Genomic DNA, 20,425 nt, shown 5'->3' on the forward strand with positions numbered 1-20,425 from the left:
TGAGAATGTTTTCGATCAATTCCTTCATTAAGACGGCAGGTGGGGAGTTCGTGCAGGTGGAAGCCTGTCAAACTCGCCCGGCCGACCCTGACTACGTTGAGGGGGCTGTCGAGATTCTTGCAAATGGCAGGGAAATTGTTGGAAAGCGAGAGTGGGATTATGTTGATCAAGTTTGGTCCTACCTGGCGACGATGGTGAAGGATCTCCGCAGCCGCGAGACCGTTAGCGTCTACTATCCAGACCAGCCAATCAAAATTGAGTTTACCCGGCAGGCTTCTCGCGTGGTCGTAGCATCGATCAGTGGTGACATGGTGCGTCGCGCAAGTGTTGACCTGCTGGAATTCGAGTCAGTTATTTCCGCCGCCGGCGAGTTGTTCTTTGGGCGGATGAGTGAGTTGCTTCCCGAGAGGGCTGAGTCTTATAAAATTGCCCGCTCCGAGTTGATCAGTGGATAGAGAGTCTGGCGGATAAGCTCATCGCTCCCAGGGTGAGTGCCGTGGCGGCCTCGATCTTCGAGGCCGCCACGGCGTTGGCGCGACCGGGTGAGATACGCCAGCGGCTACTGGCGGTCAAGCTCCTGATCAGGAGCGGGGGCGGACAAGTTCGGTCAAAAGACACAAGGCCAGTCAGGCGAAGGGGCACGCCCACCTCTGCCAACTATCAGCTCACCACTGCTGAACCGACCCCCGCCACGCCCGCAGTCAACCGAGGTGGCGGTCGATCTCGGCCAACTCCTCGGCGGTGAAGTCGAGCTTGTCTAGCGCCGAGACGTTCGCCTCCAACTGCTGCACGCTGCTCGCCCCGATGATCAGACTGGTCATCCGGCGGTCGCGCAGCGCCCAGGCGAGCGCCAACTGGGCCAGGGACTGGCCGCGCCGCTCGGCGATCGCCCCGAGCGCCCGTACCGTGGCCATCTTCTTCTCGTCGAGGTCGTCCTCGTTCAGGAAGACGCTGGTGCGCACCCGGGAGTCCGCCGGGATGCCGCCCAGGTAGCGGTCGGTGAGCAGGCCCTGGGCGAGCGGGCTGTAGGCGATGCAGCCCGCGCCGACCCGCTCCAGGGTGTCGAGCAGGCCGTCGCGCTCCGTCCAGCGGTTGAGCATCGAGTACGACGGCTGGTTGATCAGCAGCGGCGTGCCCAGCTCGCGCAGGATCGCGGCGGCCCGCTCGGTCTGCGCCGAGTCGTAGTTGGAGACGCCGACGTAGAGCGCCTTGCCGGAGCGGACGACGGCGTCGAGCGCGCCCATCGTCTCCTCCAGCGGGGTGTCCGGGTCGAAGCGGTGCGAGTAGAAGACGTCGACGTAGTCCAGGCCGAGGCGGCGCAGCGACTGGTCCAGGGAGGAGATCAGGTTCTTGCGGGAGCCCCATTCGCCGTACGGGCCGGGCCACATCAGGTACCCGGCCTTGCTGGAGATCACCAGCTCGTCCCGGTACGGCCTGAGGTCGGTGGCGAGCAGCCGGCCGAAGGCCTCCTCGGCGGCACCGGGCGGCGGACCGTAGTTGTTGGCCAGGTCGAAGTGGGTGATCCCGAGGTCGAAGGCGCGGCGGACGATGTCCCGCTGCCGCTCGAAGGGGCGGTCCGGCCCGAAGTTGTGCCACAGCCCGAGCGAGACGGCGGGCAGCCGCAGCCCGCTGCGCCCCGCGCGTCGGTAGGTCATGGACTGGTAGCGCTCGTCGGCGGCAAGGTGGGTCACACCACCGACCCTATCGCCGCCCCGGTGTCCGGGAGGTTCGCGCCCGCGCGGTGGCTGGTGCCGGCGCGAACCTCCCGGGCCGTCGGGACCGGTCAGGCCGGGGCGCAGGTGGGCGTGGGAGTCGGGGCGGACCCGCTGCCGATCAGCCCGAGGGCGGCGGTGCCACCGGGGGCCAGCCGGCCGTTCCAGCCGACGTTGCGGGCGGTGACGGTGTTCCCGCTGGTCGACACGGTGGCGTTCCAGGAGTTGGCCACGCTCTGACCGGCGCCGAACGTCCAGCGGACCGTCCAGCCGGTGATCGGCGCGGTGCCCGAGTTACGCACCGTCACCTCCGCCTGGAAGCCGCCGGGCCACTGGTTGACCAGCTTCCAGCTCGCCGTGCAGCCCGCCGGCGCGGTCGGCGTCGGGGTCGGGCTGGTCGGGGTCGGCGTCGGCGTGGTGGGCGTCGGGGTCGGTGAGCCGGTGGGGCTGACGGTCGGGCTCGGGCTCGGGCCCGCGTGCTTCCAGTCGCCCAGCTCGTCGAGGGTGAGCACGTGCGGGTCGTCCCGGTAGACCCGGCGCAGGAAGTCCAGCGAGTTCCACCGCCCGTCGGTGAGGAAGTCGCCGGACCAGGTGACGAACCAGCTCCAGTCGGCCCGGTAGACGCGGGTCAGCTCCGGGTCCGGAATGGGTCCCACCTCACCCAGCGCGACCAGCTTGCGGTCGCCGCCCAGGGACACCAACCGGTCGTACGACCCGCTGAGCGGCCCGTGGTCGCCGACCGCCGGGTACGAGTCGACGCTGACCACGTCCACCACGTCGTCGCCCGGGTACCAGTCGGCGGAGATCGAGTTCCACACCCAGATCAGGTTGGTGAGCTGGTGGTGGTTGGTGAGCCGGTCGTACATCAGCCGGTAGAGCTGCTTGGCCGGGCCGGGACCCTTGGCGCCCCACCAGAACCAGCCGCCCTCGGCCTCGTGCAGCGGTCGCCAGAGCACCGGCACGCCCGCGTCACGCAGCCGGGTGAGCTGCGCGGCGATCGCGTCGATGTCGCGGATCAGCAGCCGGTAGTCGGCGGAGTTCGGGTCGGCCAGCGCCGCCGCCACGTCGAAGGTGGTGGCGTCGGTGTAGAAGCCGCGCCACCACTCCTTGCCGGGGGTGTCGATCAAACCGCTCGGCGCGTTCCAGTGCCAGGCGAAGGTGACGATGCCGCCCCGGGCGTCCCAGGCGAGCGCGTTCTCCACCTCCGTGGAGGTGGTGCCGCGTTCGACCCGGCTGGGCGAGTAGTCCATCAGGTCGAGGCCGGCGATGGCCGGCGCCTTCCCGACGTTCTCCTCCAGCCAGCGCACCCCACCCATGTCCTGTTGGCCGGAGAGCACGTCGGTGCCGTAGTGCGCGGTCAGGTAGCGCATCAGCGCCCGCGCCGGGGCGTCGGCGTCGGGGTTGACCAGCGCGCCGGTCACCTGGTGCGGGGGCGGGGCGCTGACCGGGGCGAGCCGGATCGCGTCGATCTCGTACCAGCCCCAGTTGTTGCGTACCGTGATGGTGTTGTCGCCGGCGCGCAGCAGCACCTTGCCGGCCGCGACGGTGGCCCACTCGGTGCTGGCCGGCAGCACGACGTCGCCGTTGCCGGCGCCGTTGAGCAGCAGCGAGGCGGTCTTCTGGCCGTACGGCGCGCGGTAGGCCACGGTCAGCTCGAACAGGCCGCCGGGGGAGTTGGGCACGGGGATGGCGACCTGGTCGTCGGCGGCGTCGAAGCCGGCGACGTAACCGGTTCCGGTGTAGCCGGCGGCGGCGGTCTCGACGGTCACCCCGGTGAGGGTGCCGCTCTCCGCCTCGTACACGGTCGGGCTGGCCGCCGAGGCGGCCGGGGCGAGGCCCGGGATCAGGGGCGCGAGCAGCAGCAGGGCGGCGGCCAGCGCCAGCCGGGCGGGACGGGGACGGGTCATGACGGGCTCCCGGAGCGGTGACGGTGGATGGAAGCGCTCCCACAATCGATCTATGGCTATCCGTTTGTCAACCCGACGGAGAGGAATAATCGCCCTCCTGCGCGGAATGTGCTGATAAGGTGCCCTACCTTTCGCGTAGTTTCGGGGGATGCGCTTCGTCCAGCTCGACACCCCCAAGCCCATCTCCAAGATCGGCCTCGGCACCTGGCAGTTCGGCTCGAAGGAGTGGGGCTACGGGCCCGACTACGAGCGCCGGGCGGCGGACATCGTCCGGCGGGCGCTCGACCTCGGGGTCACCCTGTTCGACACCGCCGAGGTGTACGGCTTCGGCCGCAGCGAGCGGATCCTCGGCGCGGCCCTCGGCGACGACCGGGACAGGGTCGTGGTGGCCAGCAAGATCTTCCCGCTGCTGCCGGTCGCCCCGGTGGTGCAGCAGCGGGCGGTCGCCTCGGCGGCCCGGCTCGGCGTGCGCACCATCGACCTGTACCAGGTGCACCAGGCCAACCCGGTGGTCGCCGACACCACCACCATGCGGGGCATGCGGGCGTTGCAGGACGTCGGCCTGGTCGCCGAGGTCGGGGTGAGCAACTACAGCCTGCGCCGCTGGCGGTTCGCCGAGGCGGCGTTGGGCCGGCGGGTGCTCAGCAACCAGGTCCGCTACAGCATGGTCGACCGCGGGCCCGAGGAGGACCTCCTGCCGTACGCGGAGCAGACCGGCCGGATCGTCATCGCGTACAGCCCGCTCGCCCAGGGCTTTTTGTCCGGCCGGTACGACGCGAAGAACCCGCCGAGCGGGGCGGTGCGCCGGGCCAACCCGTACTTCCTGCCGGAGAACCTGGAGCGCGGCGCCGCGCTGATCGGCGCGCTGCGCGAGGTGGCCGACGCGCACGACGCCACGCCCAGCCAGATCGCCCTGGCCCACCTGCTGCGCCACCCCAACGTGGTGGCCATCCCCGGCGCGTCGAGCGTGGAACAGGTGGAGCGCAACGCCGCCGCCGCCGAGATCGAGTTGGCCGACGACGAGTACGCGGCGCTGGCCGCCGCCGCCCGCGCCTTCCGTCCGGTCACCGGCCTCGCGGCGGTGCCGAGGCTGATCCGCGCCCGGGCGGGAAGGTGAGGGCGTAGGCCCGTGCGGGCGACGGGGCGGGGCGGCGGGCCGCGCCGCGCTAGCGTTGGTCGGGTGACTGAGCCCAACCAGGTTCTCCCGGTCCCGCCCGCCGACCTGCCCGCCACCCTCGGCGAGCTGCGGGCCGCCGGGCACCGACACCGCACGGTCAAGCAGGAACTCCGAGACAACCTCCTCGCCCGGATGCGCACCGGCGAGGACCGCTTCCCCGGCATCGTCGGGTACGACGACACGGTGCTGCCCCAGGTCGAGCGGGCCCTGCTCGCCGGCCACGACATGGTGCTGCTCGGCGAGCGCGGCCAGGGCAAGACCCGGCTGATCCGCTCGCTGGCCGCACTGCTCGACGAGTGGACCCCCGTCATCGCCGGCTCGGTGCTCAACGAGCACCCGATGCGCCCCCTCACCCCCGCCTCCCGCGCCCTGGCCGAGTCCGCCGGCGACGACCTGCCGGTCGCCTGGCTGCACCGCTCGCTGCGCTACGGCGAGAAGCTCGCCACCCCGGACACCAGCGTCGGCGACCTGATCGGCGACGTGGACCCGATCCGGATCGCCCAGGGCCGCACCCTCGGTGACCCGGAGACGATCCACTTCGGGCTGGTGCCCCGCACCAACCGGGGCATCTTCGCCATCAACGAGCTGCCCGACCTGGCCGAACGGATCCAGGTGGCGCTGCTCAACGTGTTGGAGGAGCGGGACATCCAGATCCGGGGCTACCAGCTGCGGCTGCCGCTGGACCTGTTCCTGGTGGCCAGCGCCAACCCGGAGGACTACACCAACCGGGGCCGGATCATCACCCCGCTCCGGGACCGGTTCGGCGCCGAGGTCCACACCCACTACCCGCTGGAGCTGGAACTGGAGCTGGCGCTGATCCGGCAGGAGGCCGACCCGGTCGGCGAGGTGCCGGAGCACGTGCTGGAGGTGCTCGCCCGGTTCGCCCGCGCGGTCCGCGAGTCGCCGTCGGTCGACCAGCGCTCCGGCGTCTCCGCCCGGTTCGCCATCGCCGCCGCCGAGACGGTCGCCGCCGCCGCGCTGCGCCGCTCCGGCCTGCTCGCCGCCGGCTCCGATCAGGCGTCCGAGGCGCCGGTGGCCCGGATCGGCGACGCCGTGTCGGTGACCTCGACGCTGCGCGGCAAGGTCGAGTTCGAGAGCGGCGAGGAGGGGCGGGAGATCGAACTCCTGGACCACCTGCTGTGCACCGCCACCGCCGACACGTTCCGGGCCCGGCTGGCCGGGCTGGACCTCTCCGGCTTCACCGCGCTGGTGGACGACGACCGGGTGGTCGAGACCGGCGAGCTGGTCTCCTCGGCCGAGCTGCTGCGCCAGGTCGGCACCGTGCCGGGGCTGGCCAAGGCGCTCGACCGGCTCGGGCTGGGCGACGCGCCGACGCCGGAGCAGGCGGCGGCCGGTGTGGAGTTCGTCCTGGAGGGGCTGCACCTGACGCGCCGGCTCGGCAAGGACGTCACCGACAGTGGGCGCACCGTCTACGGCAGCAAGGGCTGAGCCGTGGCCGGCAACCGGTTCCGGTACGGGCAGTGGCGCGGCGGGCCGGACCCGCTCGCCCCGCCGTACGACGTGCGGTCGGCGGTGGACGCGGTCGGCGCGGAGATGCTGGCCGGCGGCAGCCTGCGGAACGCGCTGCGTGATCTGCTGCGGCGCGGCCTGCAGGGCAGGGGCGGACTGGACGACCTGGCCGCCCGGGCCCGGCGGCTGCGCCGGGAGGCGCTGCGTCGGGGCGACCTGGACGGTGCGGTGACCCGGGCCCGGGCGCTGCTCGACCAGGCCCTCGCCGCCGAGCGGGACGAGCTGCGCGGGCGCGCCGACGAGGCGTCCCGGTTCGCCGAGGCGGTGCTGGACAACCTGCCCCGGTCCACGGCCCGCGCCGTGCAGGAGCTCTCCGGGTACTCCTGGGCCAGCGCCGAGGCCCGGCAGGCGTACCAACGGATCCTCGACGGGCTGCGCGGCGACGTGTTGGAACAGCGCTTCGCCGGGCTGCGGGACGCGGCGCGGGCCGCCGCTGACCCGGCCGCCCAACGGCAGCTCGCCGAGATGATGAGCGACCTGAACGACCTGCTGGCCCGGCACGCCCGGTCGGAGGACACCACCGACGCGTTCGCCGGGTTCATGGGCCGGCACGGCGAGTTCTTCCCGGAACGGCCGAAGGACGTCGACGAGCTGGTCGACGTGCTGGCCCGGCGTGCGGCGGCGGGGGAGCGGCTGATGCGGTCCCTGTCGGACCGGCAGCGCGAAGAGCTGGCCGGCCTGATGCGCCAGTCCCTCGGCGACCGACTGACCGGCGAGCTGTCGGCGCTGGACGCGAACCTGCGGGCGCTGCGACCCGACCTGAACTGGAACCGGGGCGAGCGGGTCCGCGGCGAGCAGTCGCTCGGGTACGGCGAGGCGGCCGATGCGCTCGGTGAGATCGCCGAGCTGGACGAGCTCCTGGACGCCCTCGACCAGGACCAGCCCGGGGCCACCCTGGACGACGTGGACGTCGACGCGGTGTCCCGGACGTTGGGCCGCGACGCCGCCGACGACGTGCGCCGGCTGCGGGAGCTGGAACGGGAGCTGCGCCGACAGGGCTGGGTGACCCGCGACGCCGACGGGCTGACGCTGAGCCCGAAGGCGCTGCGCCGGCTCGCCGGCACCGCCCTGCGCCGGGTTTTCGCGGACCTGACCGCCGGGCCGCGCGGCCAGCACGACCTGCGCTCGGCCGGGGCCGCCGGCGAGGTGAGCGGGGCGTCCCGGCCATGGGAGTACGGCGACGAGCAGCCGCTCGACGTGGTGCGAACCCTGACCCGGGCGGTCGCCCGGTCGGGCCCGACGGTGCCCGTCCAACTCGCGGTCTCCGACTTCGAGGTGATGGAGACCGAGCGCCGGGCGTCGGCGGCGGTGGCGCTCTGCGTGGACCTGTCGTACTCGATGATCTCGCAGGGGCGGTGGGGGCCGATGAAGCAGACGGCGCTGGCGCTGTCCCATCTGGTGGCGACCCGGTTCCCGCAGGACGCGTTGCAGATCGTCGGCTTCGGCCGGGAGGCGGCGCCGCTGACCCAGGCGGAGCTGGCGGCGGTGGAACCGGACATGCAGCAGGGCACCAACCTCCAGCACGCGCTACGGCTGGCCGGCCGGCACCTGCGCCGCCACCCGGGCGCGGAGCCGGTGGTCCTCGTGGTCACCGACGGCGAGCCGACCGCCCACCTCGACCCCGACGACGGCGAGGCGTACTTCAAGTGGCCGCCGCTGCCGGAGACGATCGAGGCCACGATCCGGGAGGTGGACCGGCTGACCCGGGCCGGCGCGACGCTCAACCTGTTCATGCTCGGCGACGACCCGGGCCTGCGCCGCTTCGTCGACGCGGTGGCCCGCCGTTCCCGGGGCAGGATGTTCACCCCGGACCTCGACGACCTCGGCGAGTACGTGGTCAGCGACTACCTCCGCGCCCGCAGGGGCCGCCGCTGACGCCGGCCCCCGGGCGGGCGGACCGCCCCGCGCCCGGCGGTCCCCCTGCCCGGGTGCCGAGGGGCCAGGCCCCGCCTGCGCCCAGCACCAGCGGATGCCGCAGGGGACCTCGCGTGTGCCCGGCGCCCTCCGACGGCCGGTCCCGTCCGGGTGAACCGGGGACGGTAGCCCGCCGATGCCCGCCCGGCCCCGGGGTTGACTGGGGGTCGTGGACAGCACGGGGTTGCGGCGGGCGTACGACGAGGTGCTCGCCGAGGTGGAGGCGGGCGGGTTCGAGCCGCCGGTGGGCGGGGAGCTGAGCGCCGAGCAGATCGTGGCGCACCTGGCGGCCAACGACGAGCTGATGAGCGAGGCCACCGAGGCGGTGCTGGCCGGGTCGCCGTTCGCGTACTACGACCTGGAGACCGTGCACCGGCCGCAGCTCGACGCGCTGGTCGCCGAGCACGGCGGGCTGGTCGGGCTGGCCACCATGCTGCGCGCGACCAGCCAGAAGCTCTGCGTACTGGTGGACCGGCTGGGTCCGGCGGTGGCGCAGACGCTCGTCGAGACCCGCCTGCACGAGGACGTCGACCTACGGGTCGACGAGGCGCTGCCCTGGGGTCGCACCCTCGACCTGCACACCCGGGTGCACCTGCCCAAGCACCTCGACCAGCTCCGTGCCCTGCGCCCGGAGCTGCACGCGCACCGCGCCTGACGACCGGGTCTCGCCAGGGGATCCCGGTGCGGTACCGGTACCGATCGCTTCCACGACCCGACGGTGGTCGGCCCAGGGCCTGCCCCTACGCCCGATGTTGCTGGGCAGCAGAGCAGGGATGCGGTCCCACTGCTCGTCGGTGAGGCGGCCGTGACGGGACATCGGGAACAGGACGCCCGTCCGGGCGAGCGCGCCGGCAGGAACTGCCTGCCGGCGCTCGCCCGGACGGGTCAGTCGATCGCCTTGACCACCCGCGCGGGCACTCCCGCGACCAGCGTGCGGGCAGGCACATCACGGGTGACGACAGCGCCGGCAGCGACCACCGAGCCCGCACCGATGGTCACGCCCTGGGTGACCACGGCGGCCGCGCCGATCCAGACGTCGTCCTCGATCACGATCGGGGCGCTGGTGATGTACTCGCGCCGCTCGGCCAGGGGCAGCGGGTGCCCTCCGGTGATGAGGCTGACCTTCGGGGCGATCATGACGTTGTCGCCGATGCGGATGCCGCCGTGGTCCATGAACGTGCAGCCCTGGTTGACGAAGACGTTCTTCCCGAACCGCGTGTTCATGCCGTGCTCGGTGAAGAACGGCGGGTAGATCGTCACCAGCTCCGGCAGTGGACCACCGAACACAACCGCCAGTAGTTCCGCACGCGCCTCGGTATCGCTGAACGGCAGCACGTTCAGCCGCGAGGTCGCGTCGGTCACCTGTGCGATCCGCTCCGCATAGCGTGCGAACTCGGGCGTCTGGACATACATGGCCTGGTCTGAGGTGGTGGGCATGCGCTGATCCCAGCACCTCGGCGAGGTGCGATCAAACAACCCCGAATGCGCCCAGACACAACCACTGGTTGTGGCCGTAGAGTGGGGTGTGGATGTCGAAGCGCTGCGCACGTTCGTGGCCGTGGCCGGGGCCGGCCAGTTTCAGGCCGCGGCAGACGAGCTCGGGATCAGCCAGCAGGCGGTCTCCAAGCGGGTCGCGGCCCTGGAGAAGTACCTGGGGGTCGCGCTGCTGGTACGCACCTCCCGCGGCTCCCGGCTGAGCCTGGACGGGCAGGTCTTCCTGCCGCACGCCAAGAAGGTCCTGACCGTCGCCGGGCAGGCCGAGCAGGCCGTGCGCCCCGGGGTGCGCCCGCTGCGCGTGGACGTCCTCAACCGGCGCATCGCTCCGGCCCAGGCCGTCTACCGCTTCTACCGGTCCCGTCCGGAGGCCGGCCTGGACGCGGTCACGCTGGCCGAGGAGAACGCCGTCCAGGCCGCCCGGGCCGTGCTCGAAGGAACCATCGACGCCTCGTTCCGCGCCCTGCCGGCGGACCAGGTCCCGGCCGGGATCAGCGCCGAACGACTCCTGGACTCGCCCCTGGAGCTCCTGGTCGGGCCGAGTCACACGCTGGCCAGCGCGGCCTGGGTCAGGCCCACCGACCTGGCCGGACACCGCATCTGGATCCCCGGGATCAGGCCGGGCACCGAGTGGGCGCAATTCTACCGGTCGCTGTCGCAGGCCTTCGGCCTGAGCATCGACGCGCTCGGCCCCAACTTCGGCGACGAGGCCCTGATGGACGCCCTGGCGGACTCGGCCTCGCTGGCAACCCTGGTCGGCAGCGAGGACCGCTACCTGTGGCCCCAGAGCTACTACCTGCGCCGCATCCCGCTGCGCAAACCGACCCCGCTCTACCCGCACGTGCTGCTCACGCGCACCGGGGACCAGCACCCCGTGCTGACCGCGTTGCGGGACCACCTGCGAGCCTCAAGACCGCAGACCACCGATGAGGTGTGGGTCCCGGACTGGGTGGCCCACTGAGCGGGCCGCCCCATTTAGCAGGCACGTCCTAGTCGACGACCGTGACGTCCTTCCAGAAGGCCACCCGGTCGCGCACCATCGCGGCTTCCGGCTTCGGCTCCGGGTAGTACCAGACCGCGTCGGTGCTGGTCCGCCCGTCGTGCTCCAGCGTGTAGTACGACGCGGTGCCCTTCCAGGGGCAGAAGGTGTGCGTCGAGGACTCCCGGACCAGGTCGTCGCGCAGGGCGGTGCGCGGGAAGTAGTGGTTGCCCTCGACCACCACCGTGTCGGTGCTCTCGGCGATCACGAGGTCGTTCCAGACGGCGCGCGGCATGCCGTCCACGGTATGCCCCGCGCGTGGGAACGGCCACCGTGGACGTCCCACGGGTTCGGCCCTGTCGCGCGTACAGTGATCGCATGTGTGCTGTCCGTGTGGATCATGGTGTTGACCACGACGGAGCGGTGGATCTGCTGCGCCGGTCGTACGCCGCGGTCCCCGCCGGTGAGACCGTGCGACTGGCCAAACGCACCTCGAACCTGTTCCGCCCGAGATCGGCGCCGAGCGCCCCCGGGCTGGACGTCAGCGGCCTCGGCGGGGTGATCGGGGTCGACCCCGAGGCGCGCACCGCCGACGTGCAGGGCATGTGCACGTACGAGCGGCTGGTCGACGCCACCCTGGCGCACGGGCTGATGCCGTTGGTGGTGCCGCAGCTGCGCACCATCACCCTGGGCGGCGCGGTGACCGGCCTCGGCATCGAGTCCACCTCGTTCCGGCACGGCCTGCCGCACGAGTCCGTCCTGGAGATGGACGTGCTCACCGGCGCGGGCGAGATCGTCGCCGCCCGCCCCGACGGGGAACACGCCGACCTCTTCGCCGCCTTTCCCAACTCGCTGGGCAGCCTCGGCTACGCCACCCGGCTGCGTATCGAGCTCGCGCCCGTGCGTCGGTACGTGGCCCTGCGCAACGTCCGTTTCACCGACCTGACCGCGCTGACCGACGCCATCGGCGAGGTCACCGCCACCCGGTCCTGGGCCGGGGAGCCGGTGGACGCGATGGACGGGGTGGTGTTCAGCCCCGGCGAGGCGTACCTGGTGCTGGCGGCCTTCACCGACGACGCGCCGCGGGTCAGCGACTACACCGGCCAGGGCATCTACTACCGCTCGCTGCGTCGGCTCACCCGCGACTGGCTGAGCACCTACGACTACCTCTGGCGCTGGGACACCGACTGGTTCTGGTGCTCGGCGGCGTTCGGGGTGCAGCACCCGGTCGTCCGGCGGATCTGGCCGGCCCGCTGGCGGCGCAGCGACGTCTACCACCGGCTCGTCCGGCTGGAGCACCGGCACCAGGTCGCCGCGCGCATCGACCGGCTGCGCGGCCAGCCCGCCCGGGAGCGGGTGGTGCAGGACGTGGAGATTCCGCTGGAGGGCATGGCCGACTTCCTGCGCTGGTTCGCCCGCGAGGTGCGGATGTCCCCGGTCTGGCTCTGCCCGCTGCGGCTGCGTGAGCCGGCCGGCCCCGGATCGGCCCGACCCTGGCCGCTGTACCCCCTACGCCCCGGGCAGAACTACGTCAACATCGGCTTCTGGGGGACCGTGCCGATCGCCGAGGACGCCGCCGACGGCGACGTCAACCGGCTGATCGAGCGCGCGGTGTCCGACGCGGGCGGCCACAAGTCGCTCTACTCGGACGCGTACTACGACCGTCAGGCCTTCGACCGTCTCTACGGCGGCGAGACCTGGCGTGCGGTGAAGGACCGTTACGACCCGGACCACCGGCTCACCGGACTTTACGAGAAGGCGGTAGCACGAAGATGAGCCTGACCGATCGAGAACAGGGGGCGGCGAGCGTCCCGTCCACCCCGCCGGCCGGCGGCCGGCGCCCGGCCCCGACCGTGGCCGACGTGGTCCGCGCCGTCACGGCCGGACCCCTGCCGGTGCGGGTCACCGGGTACGACGGCAGCGCCGTCGGCCCCGCCGACGCCGGGATCACCCTGGCCGTCCGCTCCGAGCGGGGCCTGTCGTACCTGCTCACGGCGCCCGGCGACCTGGGCATGGCCCGGGCGTACGTCAGCGGCGACCTGGCCCTGGACGGGGTCCACCCGGGCGACCCGTACGAGGCGCTGCGGGTGCTCAAGGACGAGCTGAGGCTCCGCCCGCCGGCACTGGCCGACGGGCTGGCCCTGGTGCGCGGGCTGGGCTGGGAGCGGCTGATGCCGCCGCCGCCCCCGCCGCAGGAGGCCGCGCCGCGCTGGAAGCGGGTGATGAACGGGCTGCGCCACTCCCGGTCCCGGGACAGCACCGCCATCTCGCACCACTACGACGTCTCGAACGCCTTCTACGAGAGGGTGCTCGGCCCCTCGATGACGTACACCTGCGCGGTGTTCCGCGGCCCCGACGACACGCTGGAGCAGGCCCAGGCCGCCAAGTACGACCTGGTCGCCGGGAAACTCGCGCTCAAGCCGGGGATGCGGCTGCTCGACGTGGGCTGCGGCTGGGGCGGCATGGTCCGGCACGCGGCCCGCGAGTACGGGGTCAAGGCGCTCGGGGTGACCCTGTCGAGGGCGCAGGCGCAGTGGGCGCAGGCGGCGATCGAGCGGGAGGGGCTGACCGAGCTCGCCGAGGTGCGGCACCTGGACTACCGGGACGCGCCGCGCGAGCAGTTCGACGTGATCTCCTCGATCGGCCTGACCGAGCACATCGGGGTGCGCAACTACCCGGTCTACTTCGGCGCACTGCGGGACCGGCTGCGGCCCGGGGGTCGGCTGCTGAACCACTGCATCACCCGGGCCGACAACCGGGCCCCGCACCGCTCCGGCGCGTTCATCGACCGGTACGTCTTCCCCGACGGCGAGCTGCCCGGCCCGGGCCGGCTGATCGGCGAGATCCACGACGCCGGGCTGGAGGTGCACCACGAGGAGAACCTGCGCCAGCACTACGCGCTGACCCTGGCGGGGTGGTGCCGCAACCTGGTGGCGAACTGGGACGAGTGTGTGGCCGAGGTCGGCGAGGGCACCGCCCGGGTGTGGGGTCTGTACATGGCCGGCTCCCGGTTGGCGTTCGAGCGCAACGGCATCCAGTTGCACCAGGTGCTGGCCACCCGCAACGGCCCGGACGGGGTGAACGGCTACCCGCTGCGTCCGGACTGGACCGCCTGACCCACCGTACGACGCAGGGGCGGCCATCCTCGGCCGCCCCTTTCGTCGAACCAATTGACAAGCAAGTTTTTTACGTACAAACTTGTTTTTGTTATGAGAGACGTCCTGTACCTCGAAGAGATGTCGCAGGCCGAGACCCTGCTCAAGCCGCAGCGGATAGAGGTGCTGCGGCAGCTCGCCGACCCGGGCACCTGCACCGAGGTCGCCAACCGGCTGGGGCAGACCCCGCAGCGGGTCTACTACCACGTCAAGCAGCTCGTCGCGGCTGGCTTGGCCGAGCAGGTGGCCGAGCGCAAGGTGCGCGGCATCAGCGAGGGCATCTACCAGGCGGTCGCCCGGTCCTACTGGCTCTCGCCCCGGCTCGTCGGCCGGATCGGCGGGCTGCGTCGGGCCCGCGACGAGCTGAGCCTCGGCCACCTGGTCGACCTCATGGAGGAGGTCCAGGCGGACGTCGCCGCCCTGGACCGGGCGGCCCCCGAGCTGCCCTCGATCGGGGTCTCCGGGGAGATCCGGGTGCCGGCCGAGCGCCGGCAGGAGTTCCTCGCCGACCTGCGCACCACCCTGCAAGAGCTGTTCACCCGCTACGGGGGCGCCGAGGGGGACGCCTTCAAGCTCGCCGTGGCCTGCTATCCCAAGGGAGAAGACCGTGACTGAACCGATGACCCTGCGCGCCCGGCTCGCCGCGCCCGTCGAGGCCGTCCACCGGGCCCTCACCGACCCGGCCGAGCTGCGCGCCTGGCTGGCCGAGCACGCCGAGGTGGAACTGCCCCACCGGTACGCGTTCTGGGGGCGCTACACCCCGGAGGGCGACGCCCCGCACCAGCGGCTCCTGCACGCCGACGAGCGGATACTGCGCTTCGCCTGGCTGCTCGACGGGGTCGAGACCACCACCGAGATCGCCCTGGAGCCGCAGGGGGAGTCGACGATCCTCACCCTGCGGCAGAGCCACTTCGACTTCGCCGAGGCGATGAGCGGCAGCACGATCCGGGGCGTGTTCCAGACGTACTGGGCCCTGGCGATCGCCAACCTGGCCGCCCACCTGGAGGGTCGCCAGCTCCTGCCGCGCACCGACTTCACCTCCGCCGACCTGCGCGGCGAGCTGCTCATCGCCGCCCCGCTGCCGAAGGTGTACGAGTCGCTGACCGACTCGGAGCAGGCCAGCGCCTGGTTCGGGTACCCGATCGGCATCGAGCCCTGGCTCGGCGGCCGGTACGCCATGGGCGGCTTCGAGACCGGCTACGCGGCCAAGGTGGTCGACCTGGACCCGGGCCGGCGGATGTCCGTCGACTGGGGGCCGACCGGCGTCACCACCTGGGAGCTGGCCGAGTCCGACGGGAAGACGAAGCTCACCTTCGTGCAGAGCGGCTTCGACGAGCAGAACCCGCCGTACGCGGCGTGGAGCGGGACGGTCTCCGGCTTCGGTGAGCTGGTCCGCTACCACCAGATGCCGGACTGGCAGCCCATCTGGCTCCCGGAGGAGCCGGCGACCGCCGACGCAGCCCGCTGAGCAGAGGTGCCCGTCCGCCACGCCGACCAGTCGTGGCGGACGGGGGCTGTCTCGCCCCGCCTCTGAAGTTGTGGGCGGCCTTAGGGGTGCAGAAGGCTGGGCGAGTGGGTAATGCGGGGCGATGTTCTTCATATTCGGGCTCCGCACCAAGGTCGACCGGTCGGGCGTGGTGCAGCAGGTGTGCCGCAACTGCGGCAACCACGCCGCCCAGGTGATCACCCGCCGGTCCACGAGGTTCACCCTGTTCTTCGTCCCCCTGATCCCGATCCGTACCCGGTACGCGAAGCAGTGCACCTTCTGCGGTGCCCAGTACGACATCGCCAAGGCCGAGGCCGAGCGCCTCCCGGTCGGCTGATCCCTCGTGGCCCGCTTCCTCTGCTGGCTGATCGGCCGCCAGCCGGCCGGCGTCCCGGTCGCGCCGGTGCACACCGTCTCCCGCCCGCCCTGCACCCCCGGTCGCCGCCCGCGTCGCCGTACCCGCCGCCCGCTGGCCGGCACCGCCCTGCCCCGCTCGCCCTGGAACCGCTCCGCCGGCCGCTGAGCCCCCTGGAACCGCTGGCCCGACCATCGGCACCTACGCTGAGACGGCCGCGAAGAACGGGGAGGATCGTGCGCAACCGTCCGGCCGTCGTGCTCGTCGCCGTCCTGCTGTCGACCGTGTCGCTGCCCATCTCACTGACCGGCGCCTCGGTCGCGTTGCCGGACATCGGCCGCGACCTCGACGCCGGGCTGGCCGGGGTGCAGTGGGTGGTGAACGGCTACAACGCCACCTTCGCCAGCTTCATGCTCGCCACCGGCGCGCTCGCCGACCTGTTCGGCCGCCGCCGGGTCTACGCCGTCGGCCTGGTGATCTTCGCGGTGGCCGGGCTGGCCGGCGCGGTCGCCGGGAACATCGTGCTGCTCGACGTCGCCCGAGCGCTCGCCGGGATCGGCGCGGCGGCTGCCGCCACCAGCGCCTCCGCCCTGCTCGCGGACGCGTTCCAGGGCCCCGCCCGGGCCCGCGCGTTCAGCCTCTTCGGCACGTCCATCGGCGTCGGCCTCGCGTTCGGCCCGTCGAGCGCCGGGCTGCTGATCGAGACGTTCGGCTGGCGGGCCGTCTTCGCCGTGCCGGCGATGGCCACCTGTGCGGTCCTCGCCCTGGTCCCGTTGCTGCCGGAGTCCCGCCCGGCGCGCGCCGGCGGGGTGGACTGGGCGGGCACCGTCACGTTCACCAGCGCACTGCTGCTGCTCATCTTCGGCTTCGTGCAGGGCCCCGAGCTCGGCTGGTCCGCCCCGGTGATCGTGGCCGCCTTCGTCGCGGCGGCGGCCCTGCTGGTGCTCTTCGTCCGGGTGGAGCGCCGCCGAGCCGAGCCGATGTTCGACCTGGCCCTGCTGGCGAGCCCCCGGTTCCTCGGCGTCTGCCTGGCGGCGGCCACCAGCGTCGCGGTGCTGGTGCCGCTGCTGGTCTACCTGCCGTCGTACCTGACCACGGTGGTCGGCATGAGCCCCGGTGCGGCCGGCGGGACGCTCATCCTGCTCACCGCCCCCACCCTGGTGCTGCCGGTGCTCGGCGGCGCGCTGACCCGGCTGGTGCCGGCCCCCGCGGTGATCGTCGCTTCCGTGGCGGTGGTCGCGGTCGGGGCGGCCTGGGCCACCGTGCTCGCCCCGGACAGCGACGCCGCGACCCTCGCGGGACCGCTGCTGACCATCGGGGTGGGGATCGGACTGTCGATCGGGCTGCTCGACGCGATCGCGATCGGCAGCGTCGCGCCGGGCCGGGCGGCCACCGGGGCCGGGATGATCAATACCGCCCGGTTGTCCAGCGAGACGATCGCCATCGCGGTGGTCGGCGCGGTGCTGGCCAGCACCACCGCCGGCCGGCTCGCCGACCCGGGCTTCACCGGCGGCCTGCGTACCGTGCTCTGGGTGATGGCGGCGGCGGCGCTGGTTGCCGCCGCCACGGTCGCCGTGTTGGTGCGGCGCGGCGCGGCCCGCGCCTAACCGGCGGAGAGGGCCTATCGTGGCGTGTCGTGACGAGCACCGCGCAGCGACTGGCCGAGATCCGGGGCGACGCACCACCTCGGCGGCACAACGCCCGGACGATCGCCGCCCTGACCGGTAACCCCGGCTGCGCCCGCCGGGCCGTGCTGGACAGCGCGGGGGTGGACAAGCCGAAGCTGGCCGAGCGGGTCGGCTTCCCGGCCCGATTCGGTCAGTCCCGGTTCGCCATCACCCGGGGCAACGCGTTCGAGGCGCAGGTCAAGGCCGACGGCGGGGCCGAGCTGCTCCGGCTGGTCGCCGAGCGGCTCGGCGTCGACCCGGGCGGCCCGGCGACGTGGACCGACCTCGGCGCCGACGACCGGCCCGGCCAACCCGACCGGTCCGCGCGGTCCCGGGCCGCGCTGGCCGCAGCCGCGCCGACCGGCGTGGGGGACCCGGCCGCCCTGTTCGACCATCCGCTGCTCGGCCTGGACGTCGCCGGCCAGCGGGTGCACCTGGAGCCGGACCTGGTCGCCGCCCGGCTCGCCGGCCGGTTCCACGTGGTCGAGGTCAAGTCGTTCCCGGTGATCGACGGGCAGGCCGACCCGGGCAAGGTGGCCGCCGCCGCGATCCAGTCCGCCGTCTACGTGCTGGCCCTGCGCGAGCTGCTCGCTGCCGAGGGGCACGATCCCGAACTGGTCTCCTCGGACGTGCTGCTGGTCTGCCCGCGCGACTTCGCCAACCAGCCGGTGGCCAGCCTCGTCGACGTGCGCAAGCAACTGCTGGTGCTGCGCCGGCAGCTCGACCGGACGGCCCGGATCGACGACCTGCTGGCCGACGTGCCGGCCGGCTTCACCGCCGACCCCACGGCCGACCCCGTCGACCTGCGCCGGTCCCTGCTGTCGGTGCCGGCCCGCTACGCGCCGGAGTGCCTGGCCGCCTGCGAGTTGGCGTACTTCTGCCGGCACGCCACCCGTGCGGAGACGGCCACCCTGGGCCGGCCGGTCCGCGAGGCGCTCGGCGGGGTGGCGACCGTGGCGGAGGCGCTTGCGTTGGCCGGCGGGGAGCACGCCGGCGAGCCGGAGCAGGCGGAGGCCGCCGCGCTGCTGCGGGCCGCGGCCCGGCTGCGCGCCGACGCCCTGGCCGGGCGGCCCGCATGAGTACGCTGCGCGCGCTCGCGAGGGCCCAGGCGCTCGCCGCCGGGGTGGCCCAGCCGGTGGCCACCGTCCGGCACCTGCACCTGTCGCCCCGGCCGCTGGTGCTGGTGCCGCTGGCCATGGCCGGCGAGGCCAACGCGCCCCTCGCGGCGCTGGTCGGCGCCGCCCCGGACGACGCCCGGCTGCTGATCGTGCCGCAGCCCCGCAACCGGGACCAGCGATTCGCGTTCGCCGCCGAGCTGGCCGGGATCGTGCTGCCCTACCTGGACTCGTTCCGGGGGCTGTCCGAGGCCGTCGCGGTGGACCGGGGCCGCGACGTCCGGCACCGGTACGTCGACGCGCCGCAGCTGCTGCTGCCGAACCCGGCCGGGGTCACGTTCCTGCGGCTGCTCGGCCGTTCCACCCGGTTCCGCCGGCCCGACGGCGAGTACCCGGTGCACCCGTCGGTGCCGCTGCTCGGGCGCTGGCTGACCTTCTTCGCCGAACGGGCCGAGCACCCCGGCTCGTCGGCGCTGCTGGCGATGACCGAGGCGCTGACCCAGCACTGGGCCACCGGGCAGAGCGCGGTGGAGGACCTGCACCTGCCGGCGGTGCTCGGCTGGCTCGACCCACCGCCGGGGCTGGACGGCGTGCGGGCGGCGGCCCGGGCCGAGGACCCGGCGGTCTGCCCGCCCGCCGGCCCGGCCACCGACCCGGAGTTCGACAACCGGGTGCTCGCCCCGGCCATCGCCGCGTACACCGACGCGGCCGACGACGAGACCGCCCGCCGGTCCGCGTACGCGGAGCTGGAGCGGGAGTTGCGCGGGCAGCTCGCGCCCACCTGGGAGCTGATGTGGCGCGGCGTGGGGCTGCTCGCCGCGCTGCCGCCCGGCGCGCGCGTCGAGGGCCGCTGGGCCGCCGACCGGGACGCCTTCACCGCGTACGCCGAGCACGTCGACGCCGGCGGCGGGCCGCAGCCGCGCCGGGACGGGGCGGTGGCTGCGGCCGTGCGCCTGCACCGGCTGGAGCGGGCCGGCACCTCGTACGCGGTCCAGCGCGCCTACGACGACCCGCTGGTGATGGCCGAGCACCGGCTGACCGGGGAGGCGTTCGTCGGGGACGTGACGCTGGCCGACCCGAGACGGGTGGACGACACCGGCAAACGGCCGGTGTTGCGGCCCCGCATCCAGGTGGTCACCACCGAGCCGGTGGCGGTGCCGGTGGGCGCGACGCTGTACTCGCCGGCCCGGCCGGGGCAGAAGGCGAAGGTGGTCTTCCTGACCCCGGCCGCCGACGGAAAGACCGAGGTGGTGCTGGAACTCTCCGGCGGGATGGGCCGAGGGCTGAGCGCCCCGCCGGGCACCGTGCCGGAGGTGGGGGAACGGCTCTGTCTCACCACCCTGTCGGACGGGTTCCTGCCGGCGGGGGCGTTCCCCGACCCGGCGGAGACCCCGTGGACCCACGGCGGCCCCCCGGCCGCGGCCACCCCCGACCAGAGCCCCGGCCCCGCTGACCCGCCCGGTGCCGGTGCCGGTTTTGGTGCTGGTGTCGCCTCCACTCCGGTGGTCGGCCCGTCCGACGGCGACCCGGCCGAGGACTGGGCCTGACCGCTCGCCGGCGTGGCTCGGCGGGTGCCCTCCTCGGCTCCTTTGGAGCTGCCCGCATGAACGGGGCACGGGGGTGAGTGCACTCGGGCCACCCCTCGCCATCTCGGGCCACCCCTGGCGGGCTCTTGGCTGCCCCGTCTGTGGGGGCAGCTCCAAAGGAGCCGGCGGACACCATCGTGCCGACATGGAGCAAGCTTCCTCCGTCACAAAGGATCGGGTCGTCCACCATCGAAGTAGCAATGCGGTTCGGCGCGGTGGCTGCCTCCGCGCCGGCCCCACGAACCTTGGCAGCCCTCGCCGCAGGCGGCCGGAAGACCCTGGCGGCCCGCCCGTAGGCTGACTACGCTTTCGTCGTTCGCCGTCAACGACCGGTCCTCACCGTCGAGG

19 protein-coding genes are annotated in these 20,425 nt (G+C 73.2%); 15 read left to right on the top strand and 4 right to left on the bottom strand.

Annotation, left to right across the window (positions count from 1 at the left end):
- The first annotated feature begins 5 nt into the window (after positions 1-5).
- Positions 6-455 carry a hypothetical protein gene (locus ABT023_RS17980; RefSeq protein WP_350886785.1) on the top strand — a complete coding sequence of 150 codons (450 nt, stop codon included), beginning with the start codon at positions 6-8 and terminating at the stop codon, positions 453-455.
- A gap of 246 nt (positions 456-701) precedes the next feature.
- Here the strand turns inward: ABT023_RS17980 and mgrA are convergent, their stop codons facing one another.
- The gene (gene mgrA / locus ABT023_RS17985; RefSeq protein WP_350886788.1) at positions 702-1,691 is read right to left on the bottom strand and encodes an L-glyceraldehyde 3-phosphate reductase; all 990 of its coding nucleotides are present in this window, start codon (positions 1,689-1,691) and stop codon (positions 702-704) included.
- Between the two features lie 92 nt (positions 1,692-1,783).
- Positions 1,784-3,619 (bottom strand): glycosyl hydrolase, encoded by a 1,836-nt coding sequence (locus tag ABT023_RS17990; RefSeq protein WP_350886791.1) that lies wholly within the window; start codon positions 3,617-3,619, stop codon positions 1,784-1,786.
- Between the two features lie 148 nt (positions 3,620-3,767).
- Here ABT023_RS17990 and ABT023_RS17995 point away from each other — a divergent pair, with 148 nt between their 5' ends.
- From ABT023_RS17995 to ABT023_RS18010, 4 genes are all read left to right on the top strand, one after another.
- Positions 3,768-4,736 carry an aldo/keto reductase gene (locus ABT023_RS17995; RefSeq protein WP_350886793.1) on the top strand — a complete coding sequence of 323 codons (969 nt, stop codon included), beginning with the start codon at positions 3,768-3,770 and terminating at the stop codon, positions 4,734-4,736.
- A 63-nt stretch (positions 4,737-4,799) separates the two neighbouring features.
- Positions 4,800-6,245, top strand: coding sequence for a magnesium chelatase ATPase subunit I (locus ABT023_RS18000; RefSeq protein WP_350886796.1), 1,446 nt, complete (start codon positions 4,800-4,802; stop codon positions 6,243-6,245).
- A 3-nt stretch (positions 6,246-6,248) separates the two neighbouring features.
- On the top strand, positions 6,249-8,201 hold the full coding sequence (locus tag ABT023_RS18005; protein WP_350886799.1) for a vWA domain-containing protein: 1,953 nt from the start codon (positions 6,249-6,251) through the stop codon (positions 8,199-8,201).
- A gap of 208 nt (positions 8,202-8,409) precedes the next feature.
- Complete coding sequence (locus ABT023_RS18010; RefSeq protein WP_350886801.1) at positions 8,410-8,895, top strand: hypothetical protein; 486 nt, start codon at positions 8,410-8,412, stop codon at positions 8,893-8,895.
- Positions 8,896-9,125: 230 nt separating this feature from the next.
- On the opposite strand, the gene ABT023_RS18015 is transcribed toward ABT023_RS18010, so the two are convergent.
- On the bottom strand, positions 9,126-9,677 hold the full coding sequence (locus ABT023_RS18015) for a sugar O-acetyltransferase (RefSeq protein WP_350886803.1): 552 nt from the start codon (positions 9,675-9,677) through the stop codon (positions 9,126-9,128).
- Between the two features lie 88 nt (positions 9,678-9,765).
- Here ABT023_RS18015 and ABT023_RS18020 point away from each other — a divergent pair, with 88 nt between their 5' ends.
- Positions 9,766-10,695: a LysR family transcriptional regulator gene (locus ABT023_RS18020; protein ID WP_350886805.1), complete on the top strand. Its 930-nt coding sequence runs from the start codon at positions 9,766-9,768 to the stop codon at positions 10,693-10,695.
- A 28-nt stretch (positions 10,696-10,723) separates the two neighbouring features.
- Here ABT023_RS18020 and ABT023_RS18025 read toward each other — a convergent pair whose 3' ends face one another.
- The gene (locus ABT023_RS18025) at positions 10,724-11,008 is read right to left on the bottom strand and encodes a DUF427 domain-containing protein (protein ID WP_350886807.1); all 285 of its coding nucleotides are present in this window, start codon (positions 11,006-11,008) and stop codon (positions 10,724-10,726) included.
- A gap of 83 nt (positions 11,009-11,091) precedes the next feature.
- Between ABT023_RS18025 and ABT023_RS18030 the strand changes: the two genes are divergently transcribed.
- The 9 genes from ABT023_RS18030 to ABT023_RS18070 all read left to right on the top strand — a co-directional run bounded on the left by ABT023_RS18030 (position 11,092) and on the right by ABT023_RS18070 (position 20,038).
- Complete coding sequence (locus ABT023_RS18030) at positions 11,092-12,489, top strand: FAD-binding oxidoreductase (protein ID WP_350886809.1); 1,398 nt, start codon at positions 11,092-11,094, stop codon at positions 12,487-12,489.
- The gene (locus ABT023_RS18035; RefSeq protein WP_350886811.1) at positions 12,486-13,829 is read left to right on the top strand and encodes a class I SAM-dependent methyltransferase; all 1,344 of its coding nucleotides are present in this window, start codon (positions 12,486-12,488) and stop codon (positions 13,827-13,829) included. The genes ABT023_RS18030 and ABT023_RS18035 overlap by 4 nt, the downstream gene beginning before the upstream one ends.
- 93 nt (positions 13,830-13,922) lie before the next feature.
- Positions 13,923-14,483 (top strand): helix-turn-helix domain-containing protein, encoded by a 561-nt coding sequence (locus ABT023_RS18040; RefSeq protein WP_350886813.1) that lies wholly within the window; start codon positions 13,923-13,925, stop codon positions 14,481-14,483.
- On the top strand, positions 14,476-15,336 hold the full coding sequence (locus tag ABT023_RS18045; protein WP_350886815.1) for an SRPBCC domain-containing protein: 861 nt from the start codon (positions 14,476-14,478) through the stop codon (positions 15,334-15,336). The genes ABT023_RS18040 and ABT023_RS18045 overlap by 8 nt, the downstream gene beginning before the upstream one ends.
- A gap of 121 nt (positions 15,337-15,457) precedes the next feature.
- On the top strand, positions 15,458-15,691 hold the full coding sequence (locus ABT023_RS18050) for a zinc-ribbon domain-containing protein (RefSeq protein ID WP_350886817.1): 234 nt from the start codon (positions 15,458-15,460) through the stop codon (positions 15,689-15,691).
- A gap of 6 nt (positions 15,692-15,697) precedes the next feature.
- A complete protein-coding gene (locus ABT023_RS18055; RefSeq protein ID WP_350886820.1) occupies positions 15,698-15,877 on the top strand; it encodes a hypothetical protein in 180 nt (59 codons plus the stop codon).
- Between the two features lie 68 nt (positions 15,878-15,945).
- Positions 15,946-17,316 carry an MFS transporter gene (locus ABT023_RS18060; RefSeq protein ID WP_350886823.1) on the top strand — a complete coding sequence of 457 codons (1,371 nt, stop codon included), beginning with the start codon at positions 15,946-15,948 and terminating at the stop codon, positions 17,314-17,316.
- A 29-nt stretch (positions 17,317-17,345) separates the two neighbouring features.
- Complete coding sequence (locus tag ABT023_RS18065; RefSeq protein WP_350886825.1) at positions 17,346-18,455, top strand: hypothetical protein; 1,110 nt, start codon at positions 17,346-17,348, stop codon at positions 18,453-18,455.
- Positions 18,452-20,038, top strand: coding sequence for a hypothetical protein (locus tag ABT023_RS18070; protein ID WP_350886828.1), 1,587 nt, complete (start codon positions 18,452-18,454; stop codon positions 20,036-20,038). The genes ABT023_RS18065 and ABT023_RS18070 overlap by 4 nt, the downstream gene beginning before the upstream one ends.
- Positions 20,039-20,425 lie beyond the last annotated feature (387 nt).

The organism is Micromonospora sp. NPDC002296, assembly GCF_040296145.1.
Lineage (GTDB): Bacteria > Actinomycetota > Actinomycetes > Mycobacteriales > Micromonosporaceae > Micromonospora.

What these genes read in the sequence shown, in the direction of transcription:
- ABT023_RS17980 (WP_350886785.1), top strand. Translation starts at nt 6, where the DNA reads ATGTTTTCGATCAATTCCTTCATTAAGACGGCAGGTGGGGAGTTCGTG.
- ABT023_RS17990 (WP_350886791.1), bottom strand. Translation starts at nt 3,619, where the DNA reads ATGACCCGTCCCCGTCCCGCCCGGCTGGCGCTGGCCGCCGCCCTGCTG.
- ABT023_RS17995 (WP_350886793.1), top strand. Translation starts at nt 3,768, where the DNA reads ATGCGCTTCGTCCAGCTCGACACCCCCAAGCCCATCTCCAAGATCGGC.
- ABT023_RS18015 (WP_350886803.1), bottom strand. Translation starts at nt 9,677, where the DNA reads ATGCCCACCACCTCAGACCAGGCCATGTATGTCCAGACGCCCGAGTTC.
- ABT023_RS18025 (WP_350886807.1), bottom strand. Translation starts at nt 11,008, where the DNA reads ATGCCGCGCGCCGTCTGGAACGACCTCGTGATCGCCGAGAGCACCGAC.
- ABT023_RS18030 (WP_350886809.1), top strand. Translation starts at nt 11,092, where the DNA reads ATGTGTGCTGTCCGTGTGGATCATGGTGTTGACCACGACGGAGCGGTG.
- ABT023_RS18035 (WP_350886811.1), top strand. Translation starts at nt 12,486, where the DNA reads ATGAGCCTGACCGATCGAGAACAGGGGGCGGCGAGCGTCCCGTCCACC.
- ABT023_RS18040 (WP_350886813.1), top strand. Translation starts at nt 13,923, where the DNA reads ATGAGAGACGTCCTGTACCTCGAAGAGATGTCGCAGGCCGAGACCCTG.
- ABT023_RS18050 (WP_350886817.1), top strand. Translation starts at nt 15,458, where the DNA reads ATGTTCTTCATATTCGGGCTCCGCACCAAGGTCGACCGGTCGGGCGTG.
- ABT023_RS18070 (WP_350886828.1), top strand. Translation starts at nt 18,452, where the DNA reads ATGAGTACGCTGCGCGCGCTCGCGAGGGCCCAGGCGCTCGCCGCCGGG.